Source organism: Hymenobacter fastidiosus, assembly GCF_039539565.1.
Taxonomy (GTDB): domain Bacteria; phylum Bacteroidota; class Bacteroidia; order Cytophagales; family Hymenobacteraceae; genus Hymenobacter; species Hymenobacter fastidiosus.
Window position 1 is genome coordinate 43,404 of record NZ_BAABDJ010000039.1, and the last position, 19,865, is coordinate 63,268.

General features: G+C 60.3%; 19 protein-coding genes. 11 read left to right on the forward strand and 8 right to left on the reverse strand.

The window, feature by feature from the left end:
• The first annotated feature begins 6 nt into the window (after positions 1–6).
• Positions 7–897, forward strand: a complete 891-nt coding sequence (locus ABD833_RS17870; RefSeq protein WP_345074858.1) for a rhomboid family intramembrane serine protease — start codon at positions 7–9, stop codon at positions 895–897.
• A gap of 227 nt (positions 898–1,124) precedes the next feature.
• On the opposite strand, the gene mdh is transcribed toward ABD833_RS17870, so the two are convergent.
• Positions 1,125–2,063 (reverse strand): malate dehydrogenase, encoded by a 939-nt coding sequence (mdh, locus tag ABD833_RS17875; protein WP_345074859.1) that lies wholly within the window; start codon positions 2,061–2,063, stop codon positions 1,125–1,127.
• A 154-nt stretch (positions 2,064–2,217) separates the two neighbouring features.
• A complete protein-coding gene (tilS, locus tag ABD833_RS17880) occupies positions 2,218–3,543 on the reverse strand; it encodes a tRNA lysidine(34) synthetase TilS (RefSeq protein WP_345074860.1) in 1,326 nt (441 codons plus the stop codon).
• Between the two features lie 272 nt (positions 3,544–3,815).
• Here tilS and ABD833_RS17885 point away from each other — a divergent pair, with 272 nt between their 5' ends.
• The 8 genes from ABD833_RS17885 (at position 3,816) to ABD833_RS17920 (ending at position 12,256) form a co-directional block, all read left to right on the forward strand.
• Positions 3,816–5,522 (forward strand): OstA-like protein, encoded by a 1,707-nt coding sequence (locus ABD833_RS17885; RefSeq protein ID WP_345074862.1) that lies wholly within the window; start codon positions 3,816–3,818, stop codon positions 5,520–5,522.
• 55 nt (positions 5,523–5,577) lie between these two features.
• The gene (locus tag ABD833_RS17890; RefSeq protein ID WP_345074864.1) at positions 5,578–6,402 is read left to right on the forward strand and encodes an outer membrane protein assembly factor BamD; all 825 of its coding nucleotides are present in this window, start codon (positions 5,578–5,580) and stop codon (positions 6,400–6,402) included.
• A gap of 254 nt (positions 6,403–6,656) precedes the next feature.
• A complete protein-coding gene (locus ABD833_RS17895) occupies positions 6,657–7,004 on the forward strand; it encodes a DNA-directed RNA polymerase subunit omega (protein WP_345074865.1) in 348 nt (115 codons plus the stop codon).
• A gap of 20 nt (positions 7,005–7,024) precedes the next feature.
• Positions 7,025–7,582: a flavoprotein gene (locus ABD833_RS17900; protein WP_345074867.1), complete on the forward strand. Its 558-nt coding sequence runs from the start codon at positions 7,025–7,027 to the stop codon at positions 7,580–7,582.
• 215 nt (positions 7,583–7,797) lie between these two features.
• On the forward strand, positions 7,798–8,451 hold the full coding sequence (locus ABD833_RS17905; protein WP_345074868.1) for a phosphopantothenoylcysteine decarboxylase domain-containing protein: 654 nt from the start codon (positions 7,798–7,800) through the stop codon (positions 8,449–8,451).
• Positions 8,444–9,361, forward strand: coding sequence for a type IX secretion system protein PorD (gene porD / locus ABD833_RS17910; protein ID WP_345074869.1), 918 nt, complete (start codon positions 8,444–8,446; stop codon positions 9,359–9,361). Before ABD833_RS17905 ends, porD begins: the two co-directional genes overlap by 8 nt.
• A gap of 243 nt (positions 9,362–9,604) precedes the next feature.
• Positions 9,605–11,278, forward strand: a complete 1,674-nt coding sequence (gene recN, locus ABD833_RS17915) for a DNA repair protein RecN (protein WP_345074870.1) — start codon at positions 9,605–9,607, stop codon at positions 11,276–11,278.
• A gap of 156 nt (positions 11,279–11,434) precedes the next feature.
• A complete protein-coding gene (locus ABD833_RS17920) occupies positions 11,435–12,256 on the forward strand; it encodes an enoyl-ACP reductase FabI (protein ID WP_345074871.1) in 822 nt (273 codons plus the stop codon).
• 69 nt (positions 12,257–12,325) lie between these two features.
• Here ABD833_RS17920 and ABD833_RS17925 read toward each other — a convergent pair whose 3' ends face one another.
• Positions 12,326–13,006, reverse strand: coding sequence for a metallophosphoesterase (locus ABD833_RS17925; RefSeq protein ID WP_345074873.1), 681 nt, complete (start codon positions 13,004–13,006; stop codon positions 12,326–12,328).
• 84 nt (positions 13,007–13,090) lie between these two features.
• Entirely contained in the window at positions 13,091–13,789 is a 699-nt protein-coding gene (locus ABD833_RS17930) for a hypothetical protein (RefSeq protein ID WP_345074875.1), read from the reverse strand.
• Between the two features lie 330 nt (positions 13,790–14,119).
• On the opposite strand from ABD833_RS17930, the gene ABD833_RS17935 reads away from it, so the two are divergent.
• Complete coding sequence (locus ABD833_RS17935; protein ID WP_345074876.1) at positions 14,120–14,749, forward strand: class I SAM-dependent methyltransferase; 630 nt, start codon at positions 14,120–14,122, stop codon at positions 14,747–14,749.
• Between the two features lie 11 nt (positions 14,750–14,760).
• Here ABD833_RS17935 and ABD833_RS17940 read toward each other — a convergent pair whose 3' ends face one another.
• Positions 14,761–16,014 carry a M1 family aminopeptidase gene (locus tag ABD833_RS17940; RefSeq protein WP_345074877.1) on the reverse strand — a complete coding sequence of 418 codons (1,254 nt, stop codon included), beginning with the start codon at positions 16,012–16,014 and terminating at the stop codon, positions 14,761–14,763.
• Positions 16,015–16,126: 112 nt separating this feature from the next.
• Positions 16,127–16,435 carry a hypothetical protein gene (locus ABD833_RS17945; protein ID WP_345074879.1) on the reverse strand — a complete coding sequence of 103 codons (309 nt, stop codon included), beginning with the start codon at positions 16,433–16,435 and terminating at the stop codon, positions 16,127–16,129.
• A 184-nt stretch (positions 16,436–16,619) separates the two neighbouring features.
• On the opposite strand from ABD833_RS17945, the gene ABD833_RS17950 reads away from it, so the two are divergent.
• Positions 16,620–18,677, forward strand: coding sequence for a tetratricopeptide repeat-containing sensor histidine kinase (locus ABD833_RS17950; RefSeq protein ID WP_345074880.1), 2,058 nt, complete (start codon positions 16,620–16,622; stop codon positions 18,675–18,677).
• Positions 18,678–18,698: 21 nt separating this feature from the next.
• Here the strand turns inward: ABD833_RS17950 and ABD833_RS17955 are convergent, their stop codons facing one another.
• Positions 18,699–18,974 carry a hypothetical protein gene (locus ABD833_RS17955; protein ID WP_345074882.1) on the reverse strand — a complete coding sequence of 92 codons (276 nt, stop codon included), beginning with the start codon at positions 18,972–18,974 and terminating at the stop codon, positions 18,699–18,701.
• Between the two features lie 14 nt (positions 18,975–18,988).
• The gene (locus ABD833_RS17960; protein WP_345074883.1) at positions 18,989–19,846 is read right to left on the reverse strand and encodes a dienelactone hydrolase family protein; all 858 of its coding nucleotides are present in this window, start codon (positions 19,844–19,846) and stop codon (positions 18,989–18,991) included.
• Positions 19,847–19,865 lie beyond the last annotated feature (19 nt).

A 19,865-nucleotide genomic window follows, 5' to 3' on the forward strand; every position in this document is an offset into this window, starting at 1 on the left:
TGAGCTATGAGTATCGTAAATGACATCCGTACCGCGTTCAGTCGCCGCGACAATGCGTTGAACCAGCTGCTGCTGATCAACGTGCTGGTGTTCGTGGCCTTTATTCTGCTGCGCACCGTGCTGTTTCTGGTGACCAAAGACAAGAATGCCCACTTGCCCATTCTGCAGTGGCTGGCCGTGCCGTCGGTGCCCGGAACGCTGCTCACCCGGCCCTGGACGCTGCTCACCTACAGCTTCATTCACTTCGACTTCTTTCACATCCTGTTCAATCTGCTCAACCTGTACTGGTTTGGCACCCTGGTGCGGGAGTACCTCGGCGACCGGCGGCTGGTGAGCCTGTACGTGCTGGGGGCCCTGGCCGGTGCGGCCCTGTACCTGCTGGCGTTCAACCTGCTGCCCGTTTTCCGCGATGCTCCGGCTATTCTCTACGGCGCTTCGGCGGGCGTGACGGCCGTGATTCTGGCGGCCGCGACTTTGCTGCCCGACTATACGTTCAGCATCATCTTTATTGGGCCGGTGCGCATCAAATACATTGCGGCCGTAGTGGTGCTGGTGTCGGTTGCGGGAATCAATGGCGGCAATGCCGGCGGGGAAATAGCCCACCTGGGCGGGGCCCTGCTGGGCTTCGTCTTCATCAAGCAGATTCAGGCCGGCCGCGACCTGGGCCGGCCCGTGCAGGCTATCGGCGACTGGGTAGGTAATCTGGTATCGGGGCGGCCCAACCTGCGCGTGACGCACCGCAGTGGTCCGGCAGAAGCGCCGACGGCGAAGAAGAGTGGCCCCATCAAGCCGGAGCAGGAAGAAATCGACGGTATTCTGGATAAGATTTCGCGCTCCGGCTACGAAAGCCTGTCGAAGGAGGAAAAGCAGAAGCTCTTCAAAGCGAGCCAGAAGTAGAATCACGGAGGCCGCTGACTTTTCGCTGACTTCGCGCCGGCCGATCAACCTGACCTATAAGCCCATTGGCTCCGTCAATGGGCTTTTTGCTTCCGTATATGCCGCTGCCGCCGGGCCGGGGGTAACTTCCAATTGGCGTGGGCGGGCGTTTCAGGGCGGGAAATACGGCCACCAAAAAGGGCCGCTCTGCGCAGCAGAACGGCCCTTTCACGGCGCTACGGAAAGACTTAGGCGTTAGCCATCATCTTGTCCAGGGCGTCCATCACTTCTTTCACGTGGCCGCGGGAGGTTTCCAGCAGGGCCTTTTCCTCGTCGTTGAGCTGGAGCTCAATAACTTTCTCCACGCCGTTTTTGCCCAGAATAACCGGCGCGCCGAGGTACACGCCGTTCATGCCGTACTCACCCTGCAACTCAATGCACACGGGGAACACGCGGCGCTGGTCGCGCACGATGGCTTCTACCATCTGGGCCGCGGCGGCCCCGGGAGCGTACCAGGCCGAAGTGCCCATCAGCTTCACCAGCTCCCCGCCACCTACGGCCGTGCGCTGCACGATGGCGTCGAGCTCCGCTTTGCCAATCATTTCCGTTACCGGAATACCAGCTACCGTGGTGTAGCGCGGCAGGGGCACCATCGTGTCGCCGTGGCCACCCATGAGGACGGCCTGAATATCCTTTGGGCTTACATTAAGGGCTTCAGCGAGGAAAGCGCGGTAGCGGGCCGTATCGAGGATGCCGGCCATGCCGAACACCTTTTCGCGGGGCAGGCCCGAGGTAAGGTGCGCCTGGTAGGTCATCACGTCGAGCGGGTTCGAAACGATGATGATGATAGCGTCAGGCGAGTGTTTCACCACCTGCTCGGTCACCGACTTCACGATGCCGGCGTTGGTCGAAATCAGGTCGTCGCGGCTCATGCCGGGCTTGCGGGGCAGGCCCGAAGTAATAACTACTACGTTGGAACCAGCCGTGCGGGCGTAGTCGCTGGTAACGCCCACCGTGCGGGAGTCGTAGCCGATAATGGGGGATTTCTGCCAGATATCCAGCGCCTTGCCTTCGGCGAAGCCTTCCTTAATATCAACGAGGACGATTTCGTTGGCTATTTCGCGGGTGGCCAATACATCGGCGCAGGTAGCGCCTACATTGCCAGCTCCAACAACGGTTACTTTCATCGGGTGGGAGATTGAGTTAGAAGATTTAACATCCGAGCCGTAAAGCTAAGGAGAAGCTGGGAGTTAGAAGCCAGAAGTTGGGAGAAGTGGATGGCCCGGGCAGGAAACTTTCCTTCTGGCTTCCAGCGCCTGGCTCCCGGCTTCTCCCAAACAGCTACATGCGCTTCACCACCAGCACCCGCGCGGTTTCCTCCGTCACCTTAAACCGCTCATCGGGCCGGAAGCCGACCACCCAGGCAATCTTGCCGTCGGCCGTGACCAGTACCCAGACGCCGTCCTTGAGGTTGAGCGGCACCTTCTGGTCGATGAGGAAGTCCGAAAGCTTCTTTTTGCCCTTCATGCCGATGGGCATAAACCAGTCGCCTTCCTGCCAGGGGCGCACGGTGAGCGGGAAGCGGAGCTTGTCGGCGTCCAGGGCGGCTACGGCTTTGCCCTTGGGCACCTCAAAGCCGGCCACCTCGTGCAGCTCGGTACGCAGGTGGAGCCCGTCGATTTTGAGCACCTCCTGCCCGGCCAGGAGCTGGTGGGTGCCGAACCTGGTCAGGCTGCGGCGGGTGATGACTAGCTGTTCCCGGTCCTTGACCAGCAGGTGCGTCGGCGACTCGAAGCGGCGGCCGGCGGGGGCTTTGAACGCGGCCACAACGTCCTTCACCACCAGGTAGGAGAAGCCGAACGGCCGCAGCAGCTCGTGCAGTACCAGCGCCACGGCCGCCGTGGCCTGGAGGGTGGCAATGTTGAGGTAGGTTACTTCCGCTTCCTCGTGCCGGGCCGCGCGGGCCGTGTCGGCTACGTAGCGGCGCACGATTTCCTCGGCCCCGCCCACCCGCTCGGCCGTGATGTGCAGGGTCTGGTCGAGGTTGGGGTTGATGTCGCGCAGCACGGGCAGCACGTCGTGACGCAGGCGGTTGCGCTGGTAGAGGGTACTGTCGTTGGAGGCATCCTCGCGCCAGATCAGGTGCTGCTCCACGAGGTAGTCGTACAGATCCTCTTTGCCCATGCCCAGCAGCGGCCGGACCACGTGGCCGTTTTTGGGGCGGATGCCGTGCAGGCCGGCCAGGCCGGTGCCGTGGGTGAGGTTGAGCAGCATGGTTTCGGCCGCGTCGCGCTGGTGGTGGGCGGTGGCTACGTAAGCGAGCTGCTGGGTCCGGCGGATCCGCTCAAACCACTCGTAGCGCAGGGTGCGGGCGGCCATCTGGGTGGAAATGCCTTCCTGCTCGGCAAAAGCCTTAGTCTGGAAGAACTCGGCGAAATAGGGCACCTCGTACTTCTTGGCCAGCTTGCGCACAAACTCCTCGTCGGCATCGGCTTCTTCGCCGCGCAGGCCGAAATGACAGTGGGCAATGGCAAACGGAATTTCCAGCCGGTGCAGCACGTCGGCCAGCACCACCGAGTCCATGCCGCCGCTGACGGCTACCAGCAGCTGGTCGGTAAAAGCAAAAAGCTCGTTTTCCTGAATGTATTGGCGGACGCGGTCAAGCATGGGAGGGAAGGAGCTAGGAGTTAGGATGGTAGCTACTGCTAAAAACCAGTTCCCCTCCTCAGCTGAGGAGGGGCTAGGGGTGGTTGACCGGAGCGTTGGACGACTTCTAACTCTAGTCCTCTGGCGCTGGTTAACCACCCCGCCCTTCGGGCACCCCTCCTTGAAAAAAGGAGGGGACCAGAAAAGTAGTTCTAGCCTCTGGCCTCTCAAAAAAAGGCACTACCCTGCAAAGATGGGCGTTACCGGCGGGCCTTCCGTACCTTTGTTGGGAAATGCCGTTCGTAAAGTCCTTTTTTCTGTTTCTGGCAGCGCTGCTGCCTATGGCGTCTTTGGCCCAGCAGCGGCCCGCGCCGGCTACTGCGCCCAAAGGCCAGCGCATTGAGCTGCTGCCCGGCACCCGGGAGCTGATCGGCGGTACGTTCAACGGCGTGGAAATCCGCAAGCTGATCGGCAACGTGAGCTTCAAACAGGAAAACACGTTTCTCTACTGCGACTCCGCTTACCAGTATCTGGACCGCAATGCCATTGAGGCGTTCAGCAACGTGCGCATCGTTGATAATGATACCGTGACCATTACCGGCGACCGGGGTACTTACGACGGCGACACCCGCAAGGCCCGCATGACCGGCAACGTGACCATGCGCGACCCGCGCATGACGCTCACCACCCAGGTCCTGGATTATGACCTGAGCAAAAACCTGGCGTACTACAGCACCGGCGGCCACCTCGTGGACCCCGAAAACACGCTCGACAGCCAATACGGCTACTACAACACGACCAGCAAAGTATTCAGCTTCAAGCGTAACGTGCACCTGGTGACCAAGGAAAACGACATCACCACCGATACGCTGCAGTATAACACGCTAAGCAAAGTGGCCTACTTCTTCGGGCCCACGCGCATCAAGGGCAAGCAGGGGAACATCTACGCCGAAAACGGCACCTACAACACTGTTACCAAGGTTTCCAACTTCCAGCGCAACGCCAAAATCGAAACCCCGAGCTACCTGCTGGGCGGCGACAAGCTGGTGTACGATGAGGTGAAGCAGTACGGGGTCGCCACGGGCCACGTGTCGATGACTTCCAAGAAAGATAACATCGTGCTGCGCGGCGACGTGGGCCGGTACTGGCGGGCCCGGGGGCGCACAAAAGTGTACGGCAGCAGCCCCGTGATGCGCAATATCTCGGATGGGGATACGCTTTACCTGGCCGCTGATACGCTGGTGAGCGTGGAAGGGCGGGCCCCGAAAAACACGGCGGGCATCCTGTATGCCTACCCGAAGGTGAAAATCTTCCGCAAGGACCTGCAGGGCCGCTGCGACTCGCTGACCTACGACCGCCAGAATTCCATCATTTACCTCAACAAGCGGCCGGTGCTGTGGACCGATAACAACCAGCTCACTGCCGACAGCATGGAGCTGCGCCAGAGTAAAGGCAAGATCGACCAGATGCGGCTGTACGCCAACTCGTTTATCGTGGGGCAGGATACGCTGTTGAACTTCAACCAGGTGAAGGGGCGCAACATGCTGGCTTACTTCGTGGATAGCAAGCTAAAAAAAGTGAACGTGCTTGGCAACGCGGAGAGCCTCTACTTCGCTCTTGAGGGGGATACGGCGCTGACCGGGATGAACAAAGCCGTGAGCGCCAACATGACGCTGCGCTTTGCCGACAGCAAGCTCCAGACTATCTCTTACCTCACCAACGCCGACGCCAGCTTTATTCCGCCCCACGAGCTCAAGCAATCCGACAAGCAGCTGAAGGACTTTAGCTGGCGCCCCAAGGAACGGCCCACGCGCCGCCTGGTGTTGGGCAAGCATTTCGCTCTGCCGGGGAAAGCCAAGCCGAAGCCCAAGCTAAAACCCAAAGCGAAAACTAAAACCACCACGATCAAACCGAAGACCGTGAAGCGGGCCGGGTCGCCCCGGCCTGTTACCCCGGCCCGACCAGCGGCGGTTACCCCGCCCAGGCCCCGGGCTAAATAACCCCGCTTTCCCTTCCTTTGATTCGGTTTCGCAATCCGCTACCTTTGCGCCCCTTATGCTGCATTTCCGCCCTGCCTTTTTTCTTCTGTTTCTGAGCACGTTGTTGCTGAGTTCCTGCTCCGGCTACCAAAAGCTGCTCAAGAACGGCGACGCCAACAAAAAGTATGAGGCTGCGGTGCAGTACTACGAAAAGGGCGACTTCTTCAAAGCCGGTACGCTGCTCGAAGATCTGGTGCCGCTGCTGAAAGGCCGCCCGGAGGCCGAAAAGGCCCAGTTTTACTTCGCCAATACCAACTACCAACAGCGCAACTACGTGCTGAGTGCCTACTACTTCAAGGCTTTTGCCGACACGTACCCCAACTCGATTTACGCCGAGGAAGCTACCTTCCTGAACGCTAAATCCCTGTTCCGCGACTCGCCGGAATTTGAGCTGGACCAGACCAACACGTATTCCGCCATCGAGTCGATTCAGGAGTTTCTGAACCGGTACCCCGAAAGCAAGTTCCGGCCCGAGGCCGAAAGCATGTCGCTGGAGCTGCAGAAGAAGCTGGAAAATAAGGCCTTCGAAAGTGCCCGCCTGTATTATCAGGTGCGCTACTACCAGTCCGCCGTCACGGCCTTCACCTCGTTTCAGCAGCAGTTCCCGGCCTCGGCCTACAACGAGCAGGCCGCCTTCCTGAAACTAGGCGCCCAGTACAGCTTGGCCAAGGAAAGCGTGGCCGAAAAGCAGCTGGAACGGTACCGGGAAGTGGTTCCCTTCTACCAGTACCTGCTCGATACCTACCCGCAGAGCAAAACGCTGAAGGAAGCCGAAACTATGTACGTATCCGCACAAGCCGAAATTGCCAAGCTCAAACCAGCAGGCACGGCCTCTAATTAAGGTGCTAATGTGGGCTAATGTGCTAATGTGGATTAATGTGTGGATGGTTAATGTGCTAATGTGAGAATGTGCTGAGGTGTTCATGGTCCTCGTTTCTGCTGCCCTAAACTGGCACATTAAAAAGCAGCCCATGAACAGTTCAGCACATTAAAAGCATCAGCACATTAATCTACATCAGCACATTCTCACATTAGCACATCAGCCCACATTAGCACATTAAAAGCATCAGCACATTAAAAACAGCCCCTCAAAAAATGAAAGCTCCGAACAACGTCTCCGCCTCCATCGTGACCCGCAACATGTCGGATTTCGCCAACGAAACCGGCAATGTGTACGAGTCCCTGGCCATCATTTCGAAGCGGGCCAACCAGATTTCCGTGAAGCTGAAAGAAGAGCTGAACGGCAAGCTGGCGGAGTTTGCCACTACGGTCGATAACCTCGAAGAGGTGTTCGAAAACCGCGAGCAGATCGAAATTTCCAAGCACTACGAGCGTCTGCCCAAGCCGACCAACCTCGCCATTGAGGAGTTTCTGGAAGGCAAAATCTACTTCAGCACGCCGTCGGAGTTTGACGAGAACGGCAATCTGCGCGTTGTCGAGTAAGTAGTAGCTACTGCCACGCGATGCCGCTGCAAGGCCGCAAGATAGTGCTGGGCGTATGCGGCAGTATTGCCGCGTACAAATCTGCTACGCTGGTACGTCTGCTGATCAGGGCCGGGGCTGAGGTGCAAGTCATTCTGACGGCCTCGGCCTCGGCCTTTGTCACGCCCCTTACCCTGAGCACGCTTTCTAAAAAGCCGGTGCTTACGGGTTTTCTCAAGGATGAAGCCGCCGGCGAGTGGCACAACCACGTGCAGCTGGGCCTCTGGGCTGATGCTCTGGTCGTGGCCCCCGCCAGTGCCAACACGGTGGCTCAGCTGGCTCAGGGGCATTGCCCCAACCTGCTGGCGGCCGTCTACCTTTCGGCCCGCTGCCCGGTGTTTCTGGCCCCCGCCATGGACCTGGATATGTATGCTCACCCGGCCGTAACGCAGAACTTCGAGCGGCTGCGCAGCTTCGGCAACCACGTGCTGGCCTCCCCGGCCGGCGAGCTGGCCAGCGGCCTTTCCGGCCCCGGTCGAATGCTGGAGCCGGAGGATATCGTGGCGGAGCTGGAACGGTTCTTTTTAATTAAAAATTAAAAACCGGTCGTTCTGAAGCAGGCTCATGTCAGCCATCTGTCAATGGGCAACAGGCTCCGGTCCGGCGGCTTTTTCAGCCGTCGGGCCGGTCGCCGCCAGCACAACCCGCCAGCATGAACCAATATCCGCGACCGTCGACCGGTCCGACGGCTGAAAAAGCCGCCGGACCGGAGCCAATGACCGGTACCCCGATTCCGAAACTGCTATAATTGAAAATGCGCGTCCTTATCACCGCGGGCCCCACTTATGAACCCATTGATCCGGTGCGGTTCATTGGCAACCACAGCACCGGCAAGATGGGTTACGCGCTGGCCGAGGTGTTTGCGGCAACCGGCGCGGAAGTCACCCTCATCAGCGGCCCTACCAACCTGACGGCCCCCGCGCACCCGCATATTCAGACCATCCGCGTCGAAACGGCCGACCAGATGTATGCCGCCGCCGCCGTGGCCGCTCCCGCCGCCGACGTGTGGGTGTTTGCCGCCGCCGTGGCCGATTACAAGCCGCGGGAGGTAGCGCTGAACAAGATCAAAAAGGCTGGCGACACGCTCACCCTGGAGCTGGTGAAGAACGTGGACATTGCCGCCACGCTGGGCCGCACGAAGCGGGCTGAACAATTTTCGGTGGGTTTTGCGTTGGAGACCAATAATGAGGAAGCCCACGCCCTGGACAAGCTCCACCGCAAGAATTTCGACCTGGTGGTGCTCAATTCCCTGCGCGACCCCGGCGCGGGCTTCCGCCACGATACCAACAAAGTGACCCTGCTGGAGGCCGGAGGCCAAATGACTATCTTTGAGTTGAAGCCGAAAGCCGCCGTGGCCCACGATATTGTCCGAACCGTCCTTGCCCGCCTGTCCCGTCGTGATGCGTAAAATTCTGATTCCGCTGCTGTTGCTGTTCATCCTGCTGGCTCACCCGGGGCGGGCGCAGGAGCTTAACGTGCAGGTACAGGTGACGGCCGAGAACGTGGCCATAACCGACCGGCAGCTCATTCAGCAGATGAGCAGCGGCATTCAGAACTTTCTGAACACCCGCCCCTTCACCCGGCTAACTTTCCGGCCCGATGAGCGCATCAACTGCCGCCTTTTCATCGGCATCAATAAGATTCCCGAAAACGGCCTCTATGAAGCCACCGCCCGTATTGTTACGACCCGGCCGGTGTACGGCACGGGCTACGAGACGAATATTCTGTCTTTCGTCGATAAGAACTGGGTGTTCCGCTACGACCCTCAGGTGCCGGTAATCGACTATTCGGAAAATGCTTTCGTGGGCAATCTGTCGTCGCTGCTGAGCTTCTATGCCTACCTCATTATTGGCATGGACCAGGACAGCTTTTCGCGGCTTGGCGGCTCGCCTTACTACGATCAGGCCCGCAATATTCTCAACAACGCGGCTTCCCAGAGCGTCACCAGCGAGAGTGATAATGGCTGGAAAGACGCGGAGTCGAACAACCGCTACTGGCTGCTCAACAACCTGCAGGACCCGCAGCTGGAAGCCCTGCGCTCGGGCAGCTACGCCTACTACCGCCAGGGGCTCGACGTATTTATTGAGAAGCCGGTAGAAGCCCGGACCAGCATTTTCTCTGCTTTGCAGGGCGTGCAGCAGGCCGCCGTGCGGCGGCCCGGTACGCTGCTGGCCCGCTCGTTCTTCACGGCCAAGTCGCAGGAAATCACGGATATCTTCCGCACCACCCAGGATGCCCAGCAGAAGCAGCAGATTGTGACGATGATGTCGGAGGTAGACCCCACCAACTCGGCCAAGTACCAGGCCCTGCTGAAGTAGATCGGCAACTACTTGCCGTAAGCGGTCTGCGAAACCCTCATGCCTGGGCTGCGACCCGGGATGAATGACTACCGGATCGGCCAGGAGTTGTTGCTAAAATACTTGGCGCATACTTGCGTTGTTGGGAGGAATGACTAATTTTATTAGTCGAAATGCCGCTGGAAGCCGCTGAAGCGCTTCGGGAGTTGATTTAACTTCGGTCATTCAGCCGGTTTCGGGCCTTATCCTCCTAACTGACGCGTCATGCTGGTTGACCTTCGCATAAAAAATTACGCCCTTATCGAGCAGCTGGAGCTCCGGCCTTCGGCGCTGCTGAATATCATCACCGGCGAAACCGGGGCCGGCAAATCCATCATGCTCGGGGCCATCGGGCTGCTGCTCGGTAACCGCGCCGACTCGAAGATGCTGTTCGACACCCAGCGCAAGTGCGTCATTGAGGGGCAATTCGACATTTCGACCTATCACCTCCAGGATATCTTCGAGTCGGAAGACCTCGACTACGATGCCCAGTGTATTCTGCGCCGCGAAATCAGCCCAACGGGTAAATCAAGGGCCTTTGTGAACGATACGCCCGTGACGCTGGACGCGCTGCGGAAAATCGGGGCCAACCTGATGGACATTCACTCCCAGCACGACACGCTGCTGCTGGGCGACGCCGTGTTTCAGCTTAACCTGCTCGACCTCTACGCCGGCCTGGTACCGGCGCGGGGACAGTACAGCAACGCCTTCCGCCAGTACCGCAAGCTGGAAGCGGACCTGAAAACCCTGGAAAATCAGGTGGTGCAGGCCAATAAGGAGCTGGACTACCACAGCTTCCTGCTCACTGAGCTGGAAGAAGCCCGCCTCGACGAAGACGACCAGGACGGGCTGGAGCAGGAAGTGAAGCAGCTGGAGCACGCCGAGGAAATCAAGTACAAGCTGACCCAGGCTTTTCAGAGCCTGAGCGAAAGTGAGTACTGCGCCACGGGCAGCATGAAGGAAGCAGCCACGATGCTCGGTCAGATTGCGGCCTACGCCGACCAGTTCCAGGTGTTGAAGTCCCGCCTCGACAGCTGCCTGATTGAGCTGCACGACATTGCCGACGAAGTGGAAGCCGCCGAGCGCCGCACCGAAGGCGACCCGGCCCGCATCGACGAGCTGCAGGGGCGCCTCAACGTATTCTACAACCTGCAGCGCAAGCATCAGGTGCGCGACGTGGAAGCCCTGCTGGCCGTGCGCGACGAGCTGCGGCAGAAAGTGGGCTCGGTGCTGAACCTGGACAAGGAAATCAGTCGTCTGCGCAAGGATGCCGAGGGCGCCTTGGCCACGGTGAAGCGGCAGGGCGGAAAGCTGTCGGAAAGCCGGCTGAAGTCGTTTCCGAAGTTTGAGAAGGAGCTGGGCGGGCTGCTGGCTGAGCTGGGCATGCCCCACGCCCGTATCGTGGTGCAGCACGCGGCCGGGGAGCCCGCCGCCAGTGGCCTCGACGTGGTCAGCATCCTGTTCACGGCCAACAAGGGGGCTCAGCCCCAGACGCTGAGCAAAGCCGCCTCGGGCGGGGAGTTCTCCCGCCTGATGCTCTGCATCAAGTACATGCTGGCCGACAAAACCGCGCTGCCGACAATCGTGTTCGACGAAATCGACACGGGTATTTCGGGCGAAATTGCGGTGAAAGTGGGTCGCATGATGCAGCAGATGGCCCGGAAGCACCAGCTGATTGCCATCAGCCACCTGCCCCAGATGGCCGCCGCCGGCGACTCCCACTACTTCGTGTACAAGGAAGACCGCGCCGACCGCACCGTGAGCCGTATCCGGGAGCTGACGCTGGACGAGCGGATCCGTGAAATTGCCCACATGATTGCGGGCGCCAAGCCCAGCGAAAATGCCTTCCAGAGTGCCCGCGAGCTGCTGGCCATGCGCGGCGAGGAATTGGTGGGGTAGGGCTGGTGGTTAGTTTTTGGTTTTTAGTTTTTGGTTATTCGTAAACTTGGGGTGCCGTAGCGGCAAAGCTGATTTGCCTAAAGCGGTGTGGTTGTTTGAACAGGCCAAAAACCACAACCAAAAACCAAAAACCAAAAACGACCAACTAGAAAACCAATGTCCAATAACATCCTCGCTGGCAAAGTCGGCATCATCTCGGGGGCTCTCGATGAGAAGTCCATTGCCTGGAAAGTAGCCCTGAAGGCCCACGCCGAAGGCGCCCGCTTCGTGCTGACTAATGCCCCGCTGGCCATGCGCATGGGCGAAATCAACAAGCTCTCGGAGCAATGCAGCGCGCCCATCATCCCGGCCGACGCCACGTCGATGGAAGACCTGGAAAAGCTGTTCACGGGGGCGCAGGAGCACCTGGGCGGCAAGCTCGACTTCGTGCTGCACAGTATCGGCATGAGCACCAACATCCGCAAGGGCAAGCATTACGGCGAGTTGAACTACGAATGGTTCCAGAAAACGCTGGACGTGTCGGCGCTGTCGTTTCACAAGATGCTGGCCGTGGCCGAAAAGCAGGACGCGCTGAACGAATGGGGCTCGGTGGTAGCCCTGTCGTACATCGCCGCCCAGCGCGTATTCCCCGATTACACCGACATGTCGCAGGCTAAGGCCGTGCTCGAAAGCATTGCCCGCAACTACGGCTACCGCCTTGGTCGGCTGAAGAAAGTGCGCGTGAACACCATTTCGCAGTCGCCGACCAAAACCACGGCCGGTACCGGCGTGGGCGGCTTCGACGCCTTCTACGACTACGCCGACAAGATGTCGCCGCTGGGCAACGCTCCGGCCGAAGCCTGCGCCGACTACGTGGTCAGCCTGTTCTCGGACCTGACCCGCTACGTGACCATGCAGAACCTGCTGCACGACGGCGGCTTTAGCAGCACGGGCATCTCGGAAGAAATCGTGGAGACGATGACCAAGCTGCATTCGTAAGCAGAAATTGCTTTAAAACAGCAACGCCCGGCCAATTGGTCGGGCGTTACTGTTTTAAAGCAATTTCTATCACCGCCCCTTCACGCCCGGGTACAGCTCCGGCACCGGGTCGCTCTGCACGAACTCCTTGGTGCGCACGTTCAGCATACTGAGCCGCCCGGAGTAGCCCGCGCCCTGGTCCAGGTTCCACACGTTGGCGCGCTGGCCGGGCACCGGACTTTTGGCCCCGGTGGGGGTGTGGCCGATAAAGCATTCGGTGTAGCCCAGCGCTTCCCAGCCATTCTGCCACAGGTCCCGGGTCCAGATCAGCTCCGCCGGTTCCTGTTCGGCAATGGGCCGGGTGGGGTCGTAGCCGCCGTGCACGTAGAGGTTGTTCTGGTCGTCTTCAAAGTAGGGCCGCTGCTGACCGAAAAAAGCGGTGAAGTGGCGGCCCAGCTGCTCGTGCGGGCCGCGCTGGTAAGCCTCATACGTAGCCCGGCCGCCCTGACTAAGCCAGCCCGGGCTCAGCTCCGATACCGGTAAGCGAGTGGCCAGCCATTCGGCCGTCCACCAGTCGTGGTTGCCCTGGAGCCAGATGCTGTGCGGAATGCTGAGCAGGCGCTCTACGCACTGGGGCGTGTCGGGCCAGCCATCGGCTACGTCGCCGAGCTGGATGAGCCGGTCGAGGCCGGGGCGGAAGGCGCTGCGCTCCAGCACCTGCTCCAGGGCCCGGAAGCCGCCGTGAATATCGCCGAGAACGTAGGTTTCCATAGGGAGTACAAAGCACAACCGCTCCTTCGCCGTAGCTTGGAAGCGGTTGTGGGGTAGAGCCAGAGTCAGGGCCGGAAAAGCCGGTTATTCGGCTTCCGCCACTACTTCCTCCGCCTGCGTGGTGGCCTCATAGGAATCGGCATACTTAAAATCATCCAGCCAATAGGCCGAGCTGACCACCTCGAACAGGATGGACTGGTCGGCCGCGCTAACCTGGCGCAGCTGCCAGATAATATCCTTCGCCTCGGGGAAGCTGGTGCCCGCCAGCTGCTCGCTGAAGAGACGTTTGAGCAGGGTATTATCCGGCATGCCCTGGGCCAGCAGCCGCAACAGGGGCGCTTCGGGCTGGGTGGCAAATACGGCCAGGCTGTCCGCGTCGGCGGCGGTGAGCTGGACCTGAAACTGTACGGCTTCGGTCCGCGGAAATTTGCCGTTGTAGGCTTCGTACAGCAGCTGGGTCGCTTTGAAAAAGCCCTGGTGCTGCCCCAGCTCGGGGTTTTCTTCCCACAGCTTTTCCGTCAGCATGTTGTGGGCCAGGTTTTCGGTCTGGCCGGCGTTGAGCTGATCTTCCAGCAGGTAACCCAGCACCAGCTGGGCGGCTTCGGTCGGTTCCAGGTCAGCCAACGACATCAGGCACATGGCCTTCAGCTCGGCGGGCTCGATGTCTTCGGGGCTGTCATAGCTCATCAGACGCAGCAGCTCGATGTAATCCTGGTTGTTCCAGGAGTTGGGTAGTTCGCTGAGGCTGTCGAAGGATAGGCGCTCTACGGTGAATGTATTCATGGTGAGATGTAAGGGGCTGGTGGGTGGGCCAGGTAGGCCGGGGAAGGGCAGGATATCCGCGCTCCGTGGGGCTGTTTACGGCTGAGCCGGGCAAACGCGCATGAAATAGCGGAACATTGCCAGCGGCAACCGTATTTTGAAGCCGGGCTGCAGCGCCTAGTGAAGTCGGAGAAGCAGATGCTGAACGGGGTAGCGACGCCCCCCTTCGTGTTTCCCGCGTGCCGACGTTGCTGCTAAAATGATGAGGTTAAGTTGGTTAACTCAGAGATGCGCCGGGCCACTTCCATACAGGCGTTCGGTTAACCGGACCTGTTGCTTAACGCCTGACTCATGAATATCCAGCAAGCCTACAACGCCTGGGCCGCCAGCTACGACACCGTCATCAACAAAACCCGCGACCTGGAAGCCCGGGCCATTCGGGACGTGGTGCCCGCCGGCGCTTTTCCGACGGTGATTGAGCTGGGTTGCGGCACGGGCAAGAACACCACGTGGCTGGCCGAAAAAGCCGGCCACCTCACGGCCGTCGACTTCTCGGCCGAAATGCTTCATCAAGCGCAGCAGAAGCGACTGCCGCCGCACGTCCATTTCCGCCAGGCTGATATCACCCAACCCTGGACTTTTGCGGACCGCCCCGCCGACCTCATCACCTGCAGCCTGATTCTGGAACATATTTCGGACCTGGATTTCGTCTTCTCCCAGGCCCGGCAGGCGTTGCAGGTTGGTGGCCGGTTCTACCTCGGCGAGCTGCATCCGTTCCGGCAGTACCAGGGCAGCAAAGCCCGCTTCGTCACCCCCGAGGGCGTATTCGAGCTGCCCTGCTACGTGCATCACCTATCCGACTACCTGGAAAGTGCCCGGCAGCAGGGGCTGCACTGCGTCAGCCTGCGGGAGTGGTTTGATGAGGACGACCGCACCGCTCTGCCCCACATTATGTCGCTGCTGCTGGAGCGCAGCGCGTAGCCCGGCCACCGCTACGTGCTTAGCTGGAGCGCCAGCCAGTCGCGGGTTTCGCGGTTGGTTTCGCGCTCCACCAGCTCCAGGAAGGCTTGGGTGGTACTGATTCTGGCGGCGGCCGTGGCGGTGAGAATCCGGAAAAACGGCGCGTCGCCGAGGCGCTGGTGCAGCTCGTAAAGAATGATGGTAGGCTTGTCGTACATCACCTGCCGGAAGGTGGCGTAGGTGCCCTGCCGTACGTCGAAGTTCAGCACGGCGGGCGCCGTGGCGGCCGAGGCGCGGCGCTTCGCCAGACCCTGGCGGAAGCTGGCCGTGTCGCCGGCGGCACGCAGGTAAAGCAGGCCGGAGTACACGGCAAAGCCCTCATTGAGCCAGTTGTTGTAGTCGTTCCAGGTGCCGTAGCCCCACCACTTATGGCTGATTTCGTGGGCCAGGATCAGCAGCTCGGCCGGGTCGCGGGTATCGAAATCAGGATAGGTAATCACGGCCGCATTGTCCAGCAGGCCGCCCGCGTTGCGGTTGGTGCCCGGCAGCAGGAAGGTAAACTGCCGGATAGGGTCCCGGCGGCCAATGATCTGGTTCTGGTAGGTGATAATGCGCCGGGCCTGCCGGAGCAGCAGCGAGTCGGCGGCCGTAGCGGATTGGTTGGCCTTGTAGAGCACCACCGCCAGACCGGGCGCCGCCGAGGCGAGGCGGGTGAAGTACCGGGCCGCAATAGCCGTGATTTCGATGTTGGGCGCGGTGCCCGCAAACTCGTAGTAGCCGGAGCGGGTGCGGCGGGGCGGGTGGGTGCTCACCACCTGGTAGGCGGGGGGCACGTGCACCGTGAGGCGGTAGCGCACGGGCTCATATTCGCGGTCGGGCAGGTTGGGTAGCCAATTGGCATAGGGCGTCAGTTCAGCCAGGCTGTCGGTGTAAAACCGCTTGGGCAGCTGGCCGCTGTACTGTATAGTGAGCGTCTGCTGCCTGCGGGCGCCGGTGAAATCCAGCGTCAGCTGCCGGAGCGTGTCCTTCTGAAATCCGTCGTAGAACAGCCGGGCGGTTTGGGCGCGCAGGTGCGGTCCGCTTACGCTTTCCACCCGTAGCTGCTTATTCAGATTGAGTGCCAGGCGGGTCAGCGCCGCCGGACTACGGGCCGTGAGCGTGTAGCGGCAGGAGAAGGAGTGGGTTTCGGGCCGGATGGTGAGGTCCACGGCCACCGTGTTGGTGGCCCGGCAGGCCAGGCAAAGCGCCAGCCAACCCAGACTGGTAAGCATAATGCGTTTAAACATGGGACAAACAAACATGGGACAAATCCAACGTCAGCACGCGAGAGGCCTCGGCTGCACTCGGGCCCAACCCTGCTCTGGCGGTTCGGGCTCCTGCTAAGGGCCAGCCAAGGGGCTAATTATTGCCGGCTAGCTTGTTGACCCAAGTTTTGGGCAGGGAAAAGGAAAAGGTAAGCACCGGATTTTCCGTTTTGCGCTTCCGGCGCTCGACTATTTTTTTGAGCTTGTCCTGGTCTTTCGAGACAATGATGGTGGCGTAATCTTTCACCGCCGTCAGGGCCGCGGGTAGGGTTACCCGTACCGTCAGCTCCGAAGTGGTGGGTTCCGCGGCCTTCGGGGCCGGGCGGGTCTGGGCCTGGCCACTGCGGAAAATAAGTAACAGCGTAGCCAGTAAAATGCCTGATTGTAGCTTGGTAGGGGGCATCGGGAGCATAATTAACGCCCTAAAGATGCTACTATAATGTAGTTTCTCTACCCATCGCCTGAACAACAGCAGACTTAACAGGCAATTTCCGGCGCCCTCGCCAGGAAAACACGCAACCCCGGGCCGGCAAATAAATTGTTGCGCGAAATACCAGGATGCCGCCCGCGCTTCTCTACTTTCGCGCATGCAGCGAGTGTGTCCGTTCTTTATTTTCCTGTTTCTTACGTTATCAGCTCCCGTAGTTCGGGCCCAAAGCCCCCGGACTGCGGCCCTGGAGCAAGCCCTGGCCCGCGCTACCGCCGACACCACCCGGGTGCTGCTGCTGGCCGATATCAGTGCCTCCTACCGCTACTCCCGCTTCGACTCGGTAATGGCCTGTGCCTGGCGGGGGCTGAATCTGGCCCAGCGCATCAAGTACCCGAAAGGGGAGGGGCGCTGCCTGTCGCGCATCGGTATCCTGATGAGTGAGCGGGGCAACCTGCCCCAGGCCCTGCGCATCAATCTGAATGCTCTGCAGCTCCACGAGGCCAGTGGTGACTGGGAGGGCACGGCGCGCACGCTCAACCAGACCGGCCTGCTCTACCACGCGCTGGAAGACTACCGGCCGGCGCTGGGCTATTTTTTTCGGGCGCAGAATATTTACGAACAGCATCAGGTTGCCGACGATTCGCAGCTGATCAGCGTGCTGACTAATCTGGGAGCAGCCTACGAGGGACTGGGTCAACTCGATTCGGCCGCCTATTTCCTGAACCGGGCCTGGGCCCTGACTACCCGGTCGCGCACAGTACACCAGAGCGCCTGGGGTAATCCGGCCCCGTACGTACTGCGGGAGCTGGGTTTGTTGCAGGCCACGCTTCAGCATACCAAGGAGGCGCTGAATTATTACCGGCGCAGTGCCCAGGCGGCCGTGCCTGAAAATGATCTGCGCAGCGCCTGCCGGGCCTATCAGTACATGGCCGAGCTTTACGAAGCCCGGCAACAAACCGATTCGAGCGTGTACTATGCCCGCAAGGCACTGATTCTGGGGCAGCAGCTGCCGTTCGTAATCGGGGTGGTGCGAACCAGTAGTTTGCTGAACAAAGCTTTTCAGGCCCGCCAACAGTCCGACAGTGCTCTGAAGTACATGCGCATAATGCTCACGGCCCAGGATAGCCTCTATAATCCGCAGCGCATCAAGCAGCTGGATGCCATCGGCTTTGCGGAGCAGCAGCGGCTGCGGCAGCTGGAAGAAGAGCAGCAGCAGTACCTCGTCCGGGTGCGGCTGTATTCCCTGCTGGCGGGCCTGGGCGTGCTGATTGTCGTGGCCCTGCTCTTGTGGCGCAACAACCACCAGAAGCACTGGGCTAATATCAGCCTCCGTACGCTGAATGAGCAGATTACGCGGCAGAAAGAGGAGCTGACCACCCAGCGCGACAACCTGGCCCGCACTCTGCTGGAGCTGAAGGCCACGCAAAACCAGCTGGTGCTGCGCGAGAAAATGGCTTCCCTGGGGGAATTGATGGCCGGGGTAGCGCACGAAATTCAGATGCCGGCCCACGCCATTAAAGACCTGGCGGGTATCAGCATTGGGTTGTGCCGGGAGCTGGGCGAAGAGCTGGCTAAAGGAGTTTTTACCGTCGACGACCTGGAGCTGATGGATGAGATGCTGCGCAACCTGAGTCAATACCAGGCCAAAATCGGGCAGCACAGCCAACGGGCTGATTCCATTGTGCAGGGAATGCTGGAATATTCCAGCGCCCGTCCCGGCCCCCGCCAGCCTACCGACCTGAACACGCTGGCCGAAGATTATCTGCGCCTTACTTACCACGACCTGCGCGCTAAAAATCGGAATTTCAACGCGGCCCTGCTGCCCCGGCTCGATCCTGCCGTGGGGGTAGTAGAGGTGGTGCGCCAGGATCTGGGCCGGGCTTTGGTCAGTCTGTTTGCCAACGCTATGCACTCGGTGCAGCAGCGGCAACGGCTGGGCGTGGAAGACTACGTACCGCAGGTGATTCTGCAAACCAAACGCGCTGCCCACCACATCGAAATCAGGGTGGGCAACAATGGGCTGGGCATTGCGGAAGAAGCCCGCGCCACCATTTTTCAGCGCGTTTTTACGGCTCCGGCCCTTAGCGAAGGGGGCAGTCTGGGTTTAGCGTTGAGCTACGACATCATCACCAAAGGACACGCTGGTACCCTCACGCTGGAATCCTCCACCGACGACTTCACCGAGTTTCTGATTAAGCTGCCGATCCGGGGCTAAGCGGCGGATCTCAGCGAAGGGTTAGAAAGCATTTTTCTGCTGCCAGCGTAGGACCACAGCGAAACCAAAGCCGAGCACAACGTGGGCTATCAAGGCGTACGCGCTGTAGAATAACCTCCCTAGGCCGTACTCATCGTGACCAAATGGAAACCACGCAATCAGCAGTAGATAGGCTGCCAGAATTAGCAAATTGCTCGCAAAGAAAAGCCGAAAATGACACCATTGACGGAGCAGGAACAGGCTGGCCAGCCACAGCAGGGGCGAAGCCAAAAGCAAGAGTAAAAGCGTAGCAGTCATAGCTCTGGCCATACTTACTTCAGCTCGTCTTTGAATAGCCGCAACGTACGTTTCCAGGCCAGTTTCGCTATTTCGGCATTATAGCGGGCCGGGGAAGTGTCATTGTTGAAAGCGTGGTTGGCTCCTTCGTACACGTACAGCTCGTAGGGCTTGCCGGTCGCTTTCAGGGCCGCTTCATAGGCCGGAATTCCGGCATTCACCCGGGTGTCGAGGCCACCGTAGTGCAGCAGCAGGGCCGATTTGATCTGGGATACGTCTTCGGCTTTGGGCTGGGTGCCATAATAGGCCACGGCCGCGTCGAGCTGCGGGTCGTGGATGGCCAGCTGGTTGGCCAGGGCCCCGCCCCAGCAGAAGCCCACGCAGCCCGTGCGGCCGTTGCAGTCCTTCCGCTGCCGCAGGTAGGTGAGGGCCGTCAGGTAATTGCTGCGGTTCTGAACCGGGTCCAGCTTGCCGATCAGCTCCCGCCCCGTATCCTCATTAGCCGGTGTGCCCCCCGCGCCCGCAAGGGCATCGACGCCCAGGGCCAGGTAGCCCGCCTGGGCCACCCGGCGCGTCACGTCTTTGATGTGGGGCGTCAGCCCGCGGTTTTCGTGAATCACTACCACCGCTCCGCGCTTCTTGCGGCCTTTGGGGTGGGCCAGGTAGCCCTTCATCGTGAGGCCGGCCCCGGGCCAGGTTACTTCCTCCGTCACCAGGTCATCGTCGTGCTCCACCACGGTAGCGGCCCGGGCATAGCCGGGCTCCAGCACCGATAGTGCCGTCATAGCCAAAGCCAGGCCGCCCGTCAGCTTTACCAGCCGGGCAATAAACTCCTTGCGGGAAAGCGGCTGGTGGGTGTACTCGTCGAAGAGGCTGATGATGCGCTGGTCCATGGGGCGGGGCTGGAGGAGG

What these genes read in the sequence shown, in the direction of transcription:
- ABD833_RS17870 (WP_345074858.1), top strand. Translation starts at nt 7, where the DNA reads ATGAGTATCGTAAATGACATCCGTACCGCGTTCAGTCGCCGCGACAAT.
- mdh (WP_345074859.1), bottom strand. Translation starts at nt 2,063, where the DNA reads ATGAAAGTAACCGTTGTTGGAGCTGGCAATGTAGGCGCTACCTGCGCC.
- tilS (WP_345074860.1), bottom strand. Translation starts at nt 3,543, where the DNA reads ATGCTTGACCGCGTCCGCCAATACATTCAGGAAAACGAGCTTTTTGCT.
- ABD833_RS17885 (WP_345074862.1), top strand. Translation starts at nt 3,816, where the DNA reads ATGCCGTTCGTAAAGTCCTTTTTTCTGTTTCTGGCAGCGCTGCTGCCT.
- ABD833_RS17890 (WP_345074864.1), top strand. Translation starts at nt 5,578, where the DNA reads ATGCTGCATTTCCGCCCTGCCTTTTTTCTTCTGTTTCTGAGCACGTTG.
- ABD833_RS17895 (WP_345074865.1), top strand. Translation starts at nt 6,657, where the DNA reads ATGAAAGCTCCGAACAACGTCTCCGCCTCCATCGTGACCCGCAACATG.
- ABD833_RS17900 (WP_345074867.1), top strand. Translation starts at nt 7,025, where the DNA reads ATGCCGCTGCAAGGCCGCAAGATAGTGCTGGGCGTATGCGGCAGTATT.
- ABD833_RS17905 (WP_345074868.1), top strand. Translation starts at nt 7,798, where the DNA reads ATGCGCGTCCTTATCACCGCGGGCCCCACTTATGAACCCATTGATCCG.
- porD (WP_345074869.1), top strand. Translation starts at nt 8,444, where the DNA reads ATGCGTAAAATTCTGATTCCGCTGCTGTTGCTGTTCATCCTGCTGGCT.
- recN (WP_345074870.1), top strand. Translation starts at nt 9,605, where the DNA reads ATGCTGGTTGACCTTCGCATAAAAAATTACGCCCTTATCGAGCAGCTG.
- ABD833_RS17920 (WP_345074871.1), top strand. Translation starts at nt 11,435, where the DNA reads ATGTCCAATAACATCCTCGCTGGCAAAGTCGGCATCATCTCGGGGGCT.
- ABD833_RS17925 (WP_345074873.1), bottom strand. Translation starts at nt 13,006, where the DNA reads ATGGAAACCTACGTTCTCGGCGATATTCACGGCGGCTTCCGGGCCCTG.
- ABD833_RS17930 (WP_345074875.1), bottom strand. Translation starts at nt 13,789, where the DNA reads ATGAATACATTCACCGTAGAGCGCCTATCCTTCGACAGCCTCAGCGAA.
- ABD833_RS17935 (WP_345074876.1), top strand. Translation starts at nt 14,120, where the DNA reads ATGAATATCCAGCAAGCCTACAACGCCTGGGCCGCCAGCTACGACACC.
- ABD833_RS17940 (WP_345074877.1), bottom strand. Translation starts at nt 16,014, where the DNA reads ATGTTTAAACGCATTATGCTTACCAGTCTGGGTTGGCTGGCGCTTTGC.
- ABD833_RS17945 (WP_345074879.1), bottom strand. Translation starts at nt 16,435, where the DNA reads ATGCCCCCTACCAAGCTACAATCAGGCATTTTACTGGCTACGCTGTTA.
- ABD833_RS17950 (WP_345074880.1), top strand. Translation starts at nt 16,620, where the DNA reads ATGCAGCGAGTGTGTCCGTTCTTTATTTTCCTGTTTCTTACGTTATCA.
- ABD833_RS17955 (WP_345074882.1), bottom strand. Translation starts at nt 18,974, where the DNA reads ATGACTGCTACGCTTTTACTCTTGCTTTTGGCTTCGCCCCTGCTGTGG.
- ABD833_RS17960 (WP_345074883.1), bottom strand. Translation starts at nt 19,846, where the DNA reads ATGGACCAGCGCATCATCAGCCTCTTCGACGAGTACACCCACCAGCCG.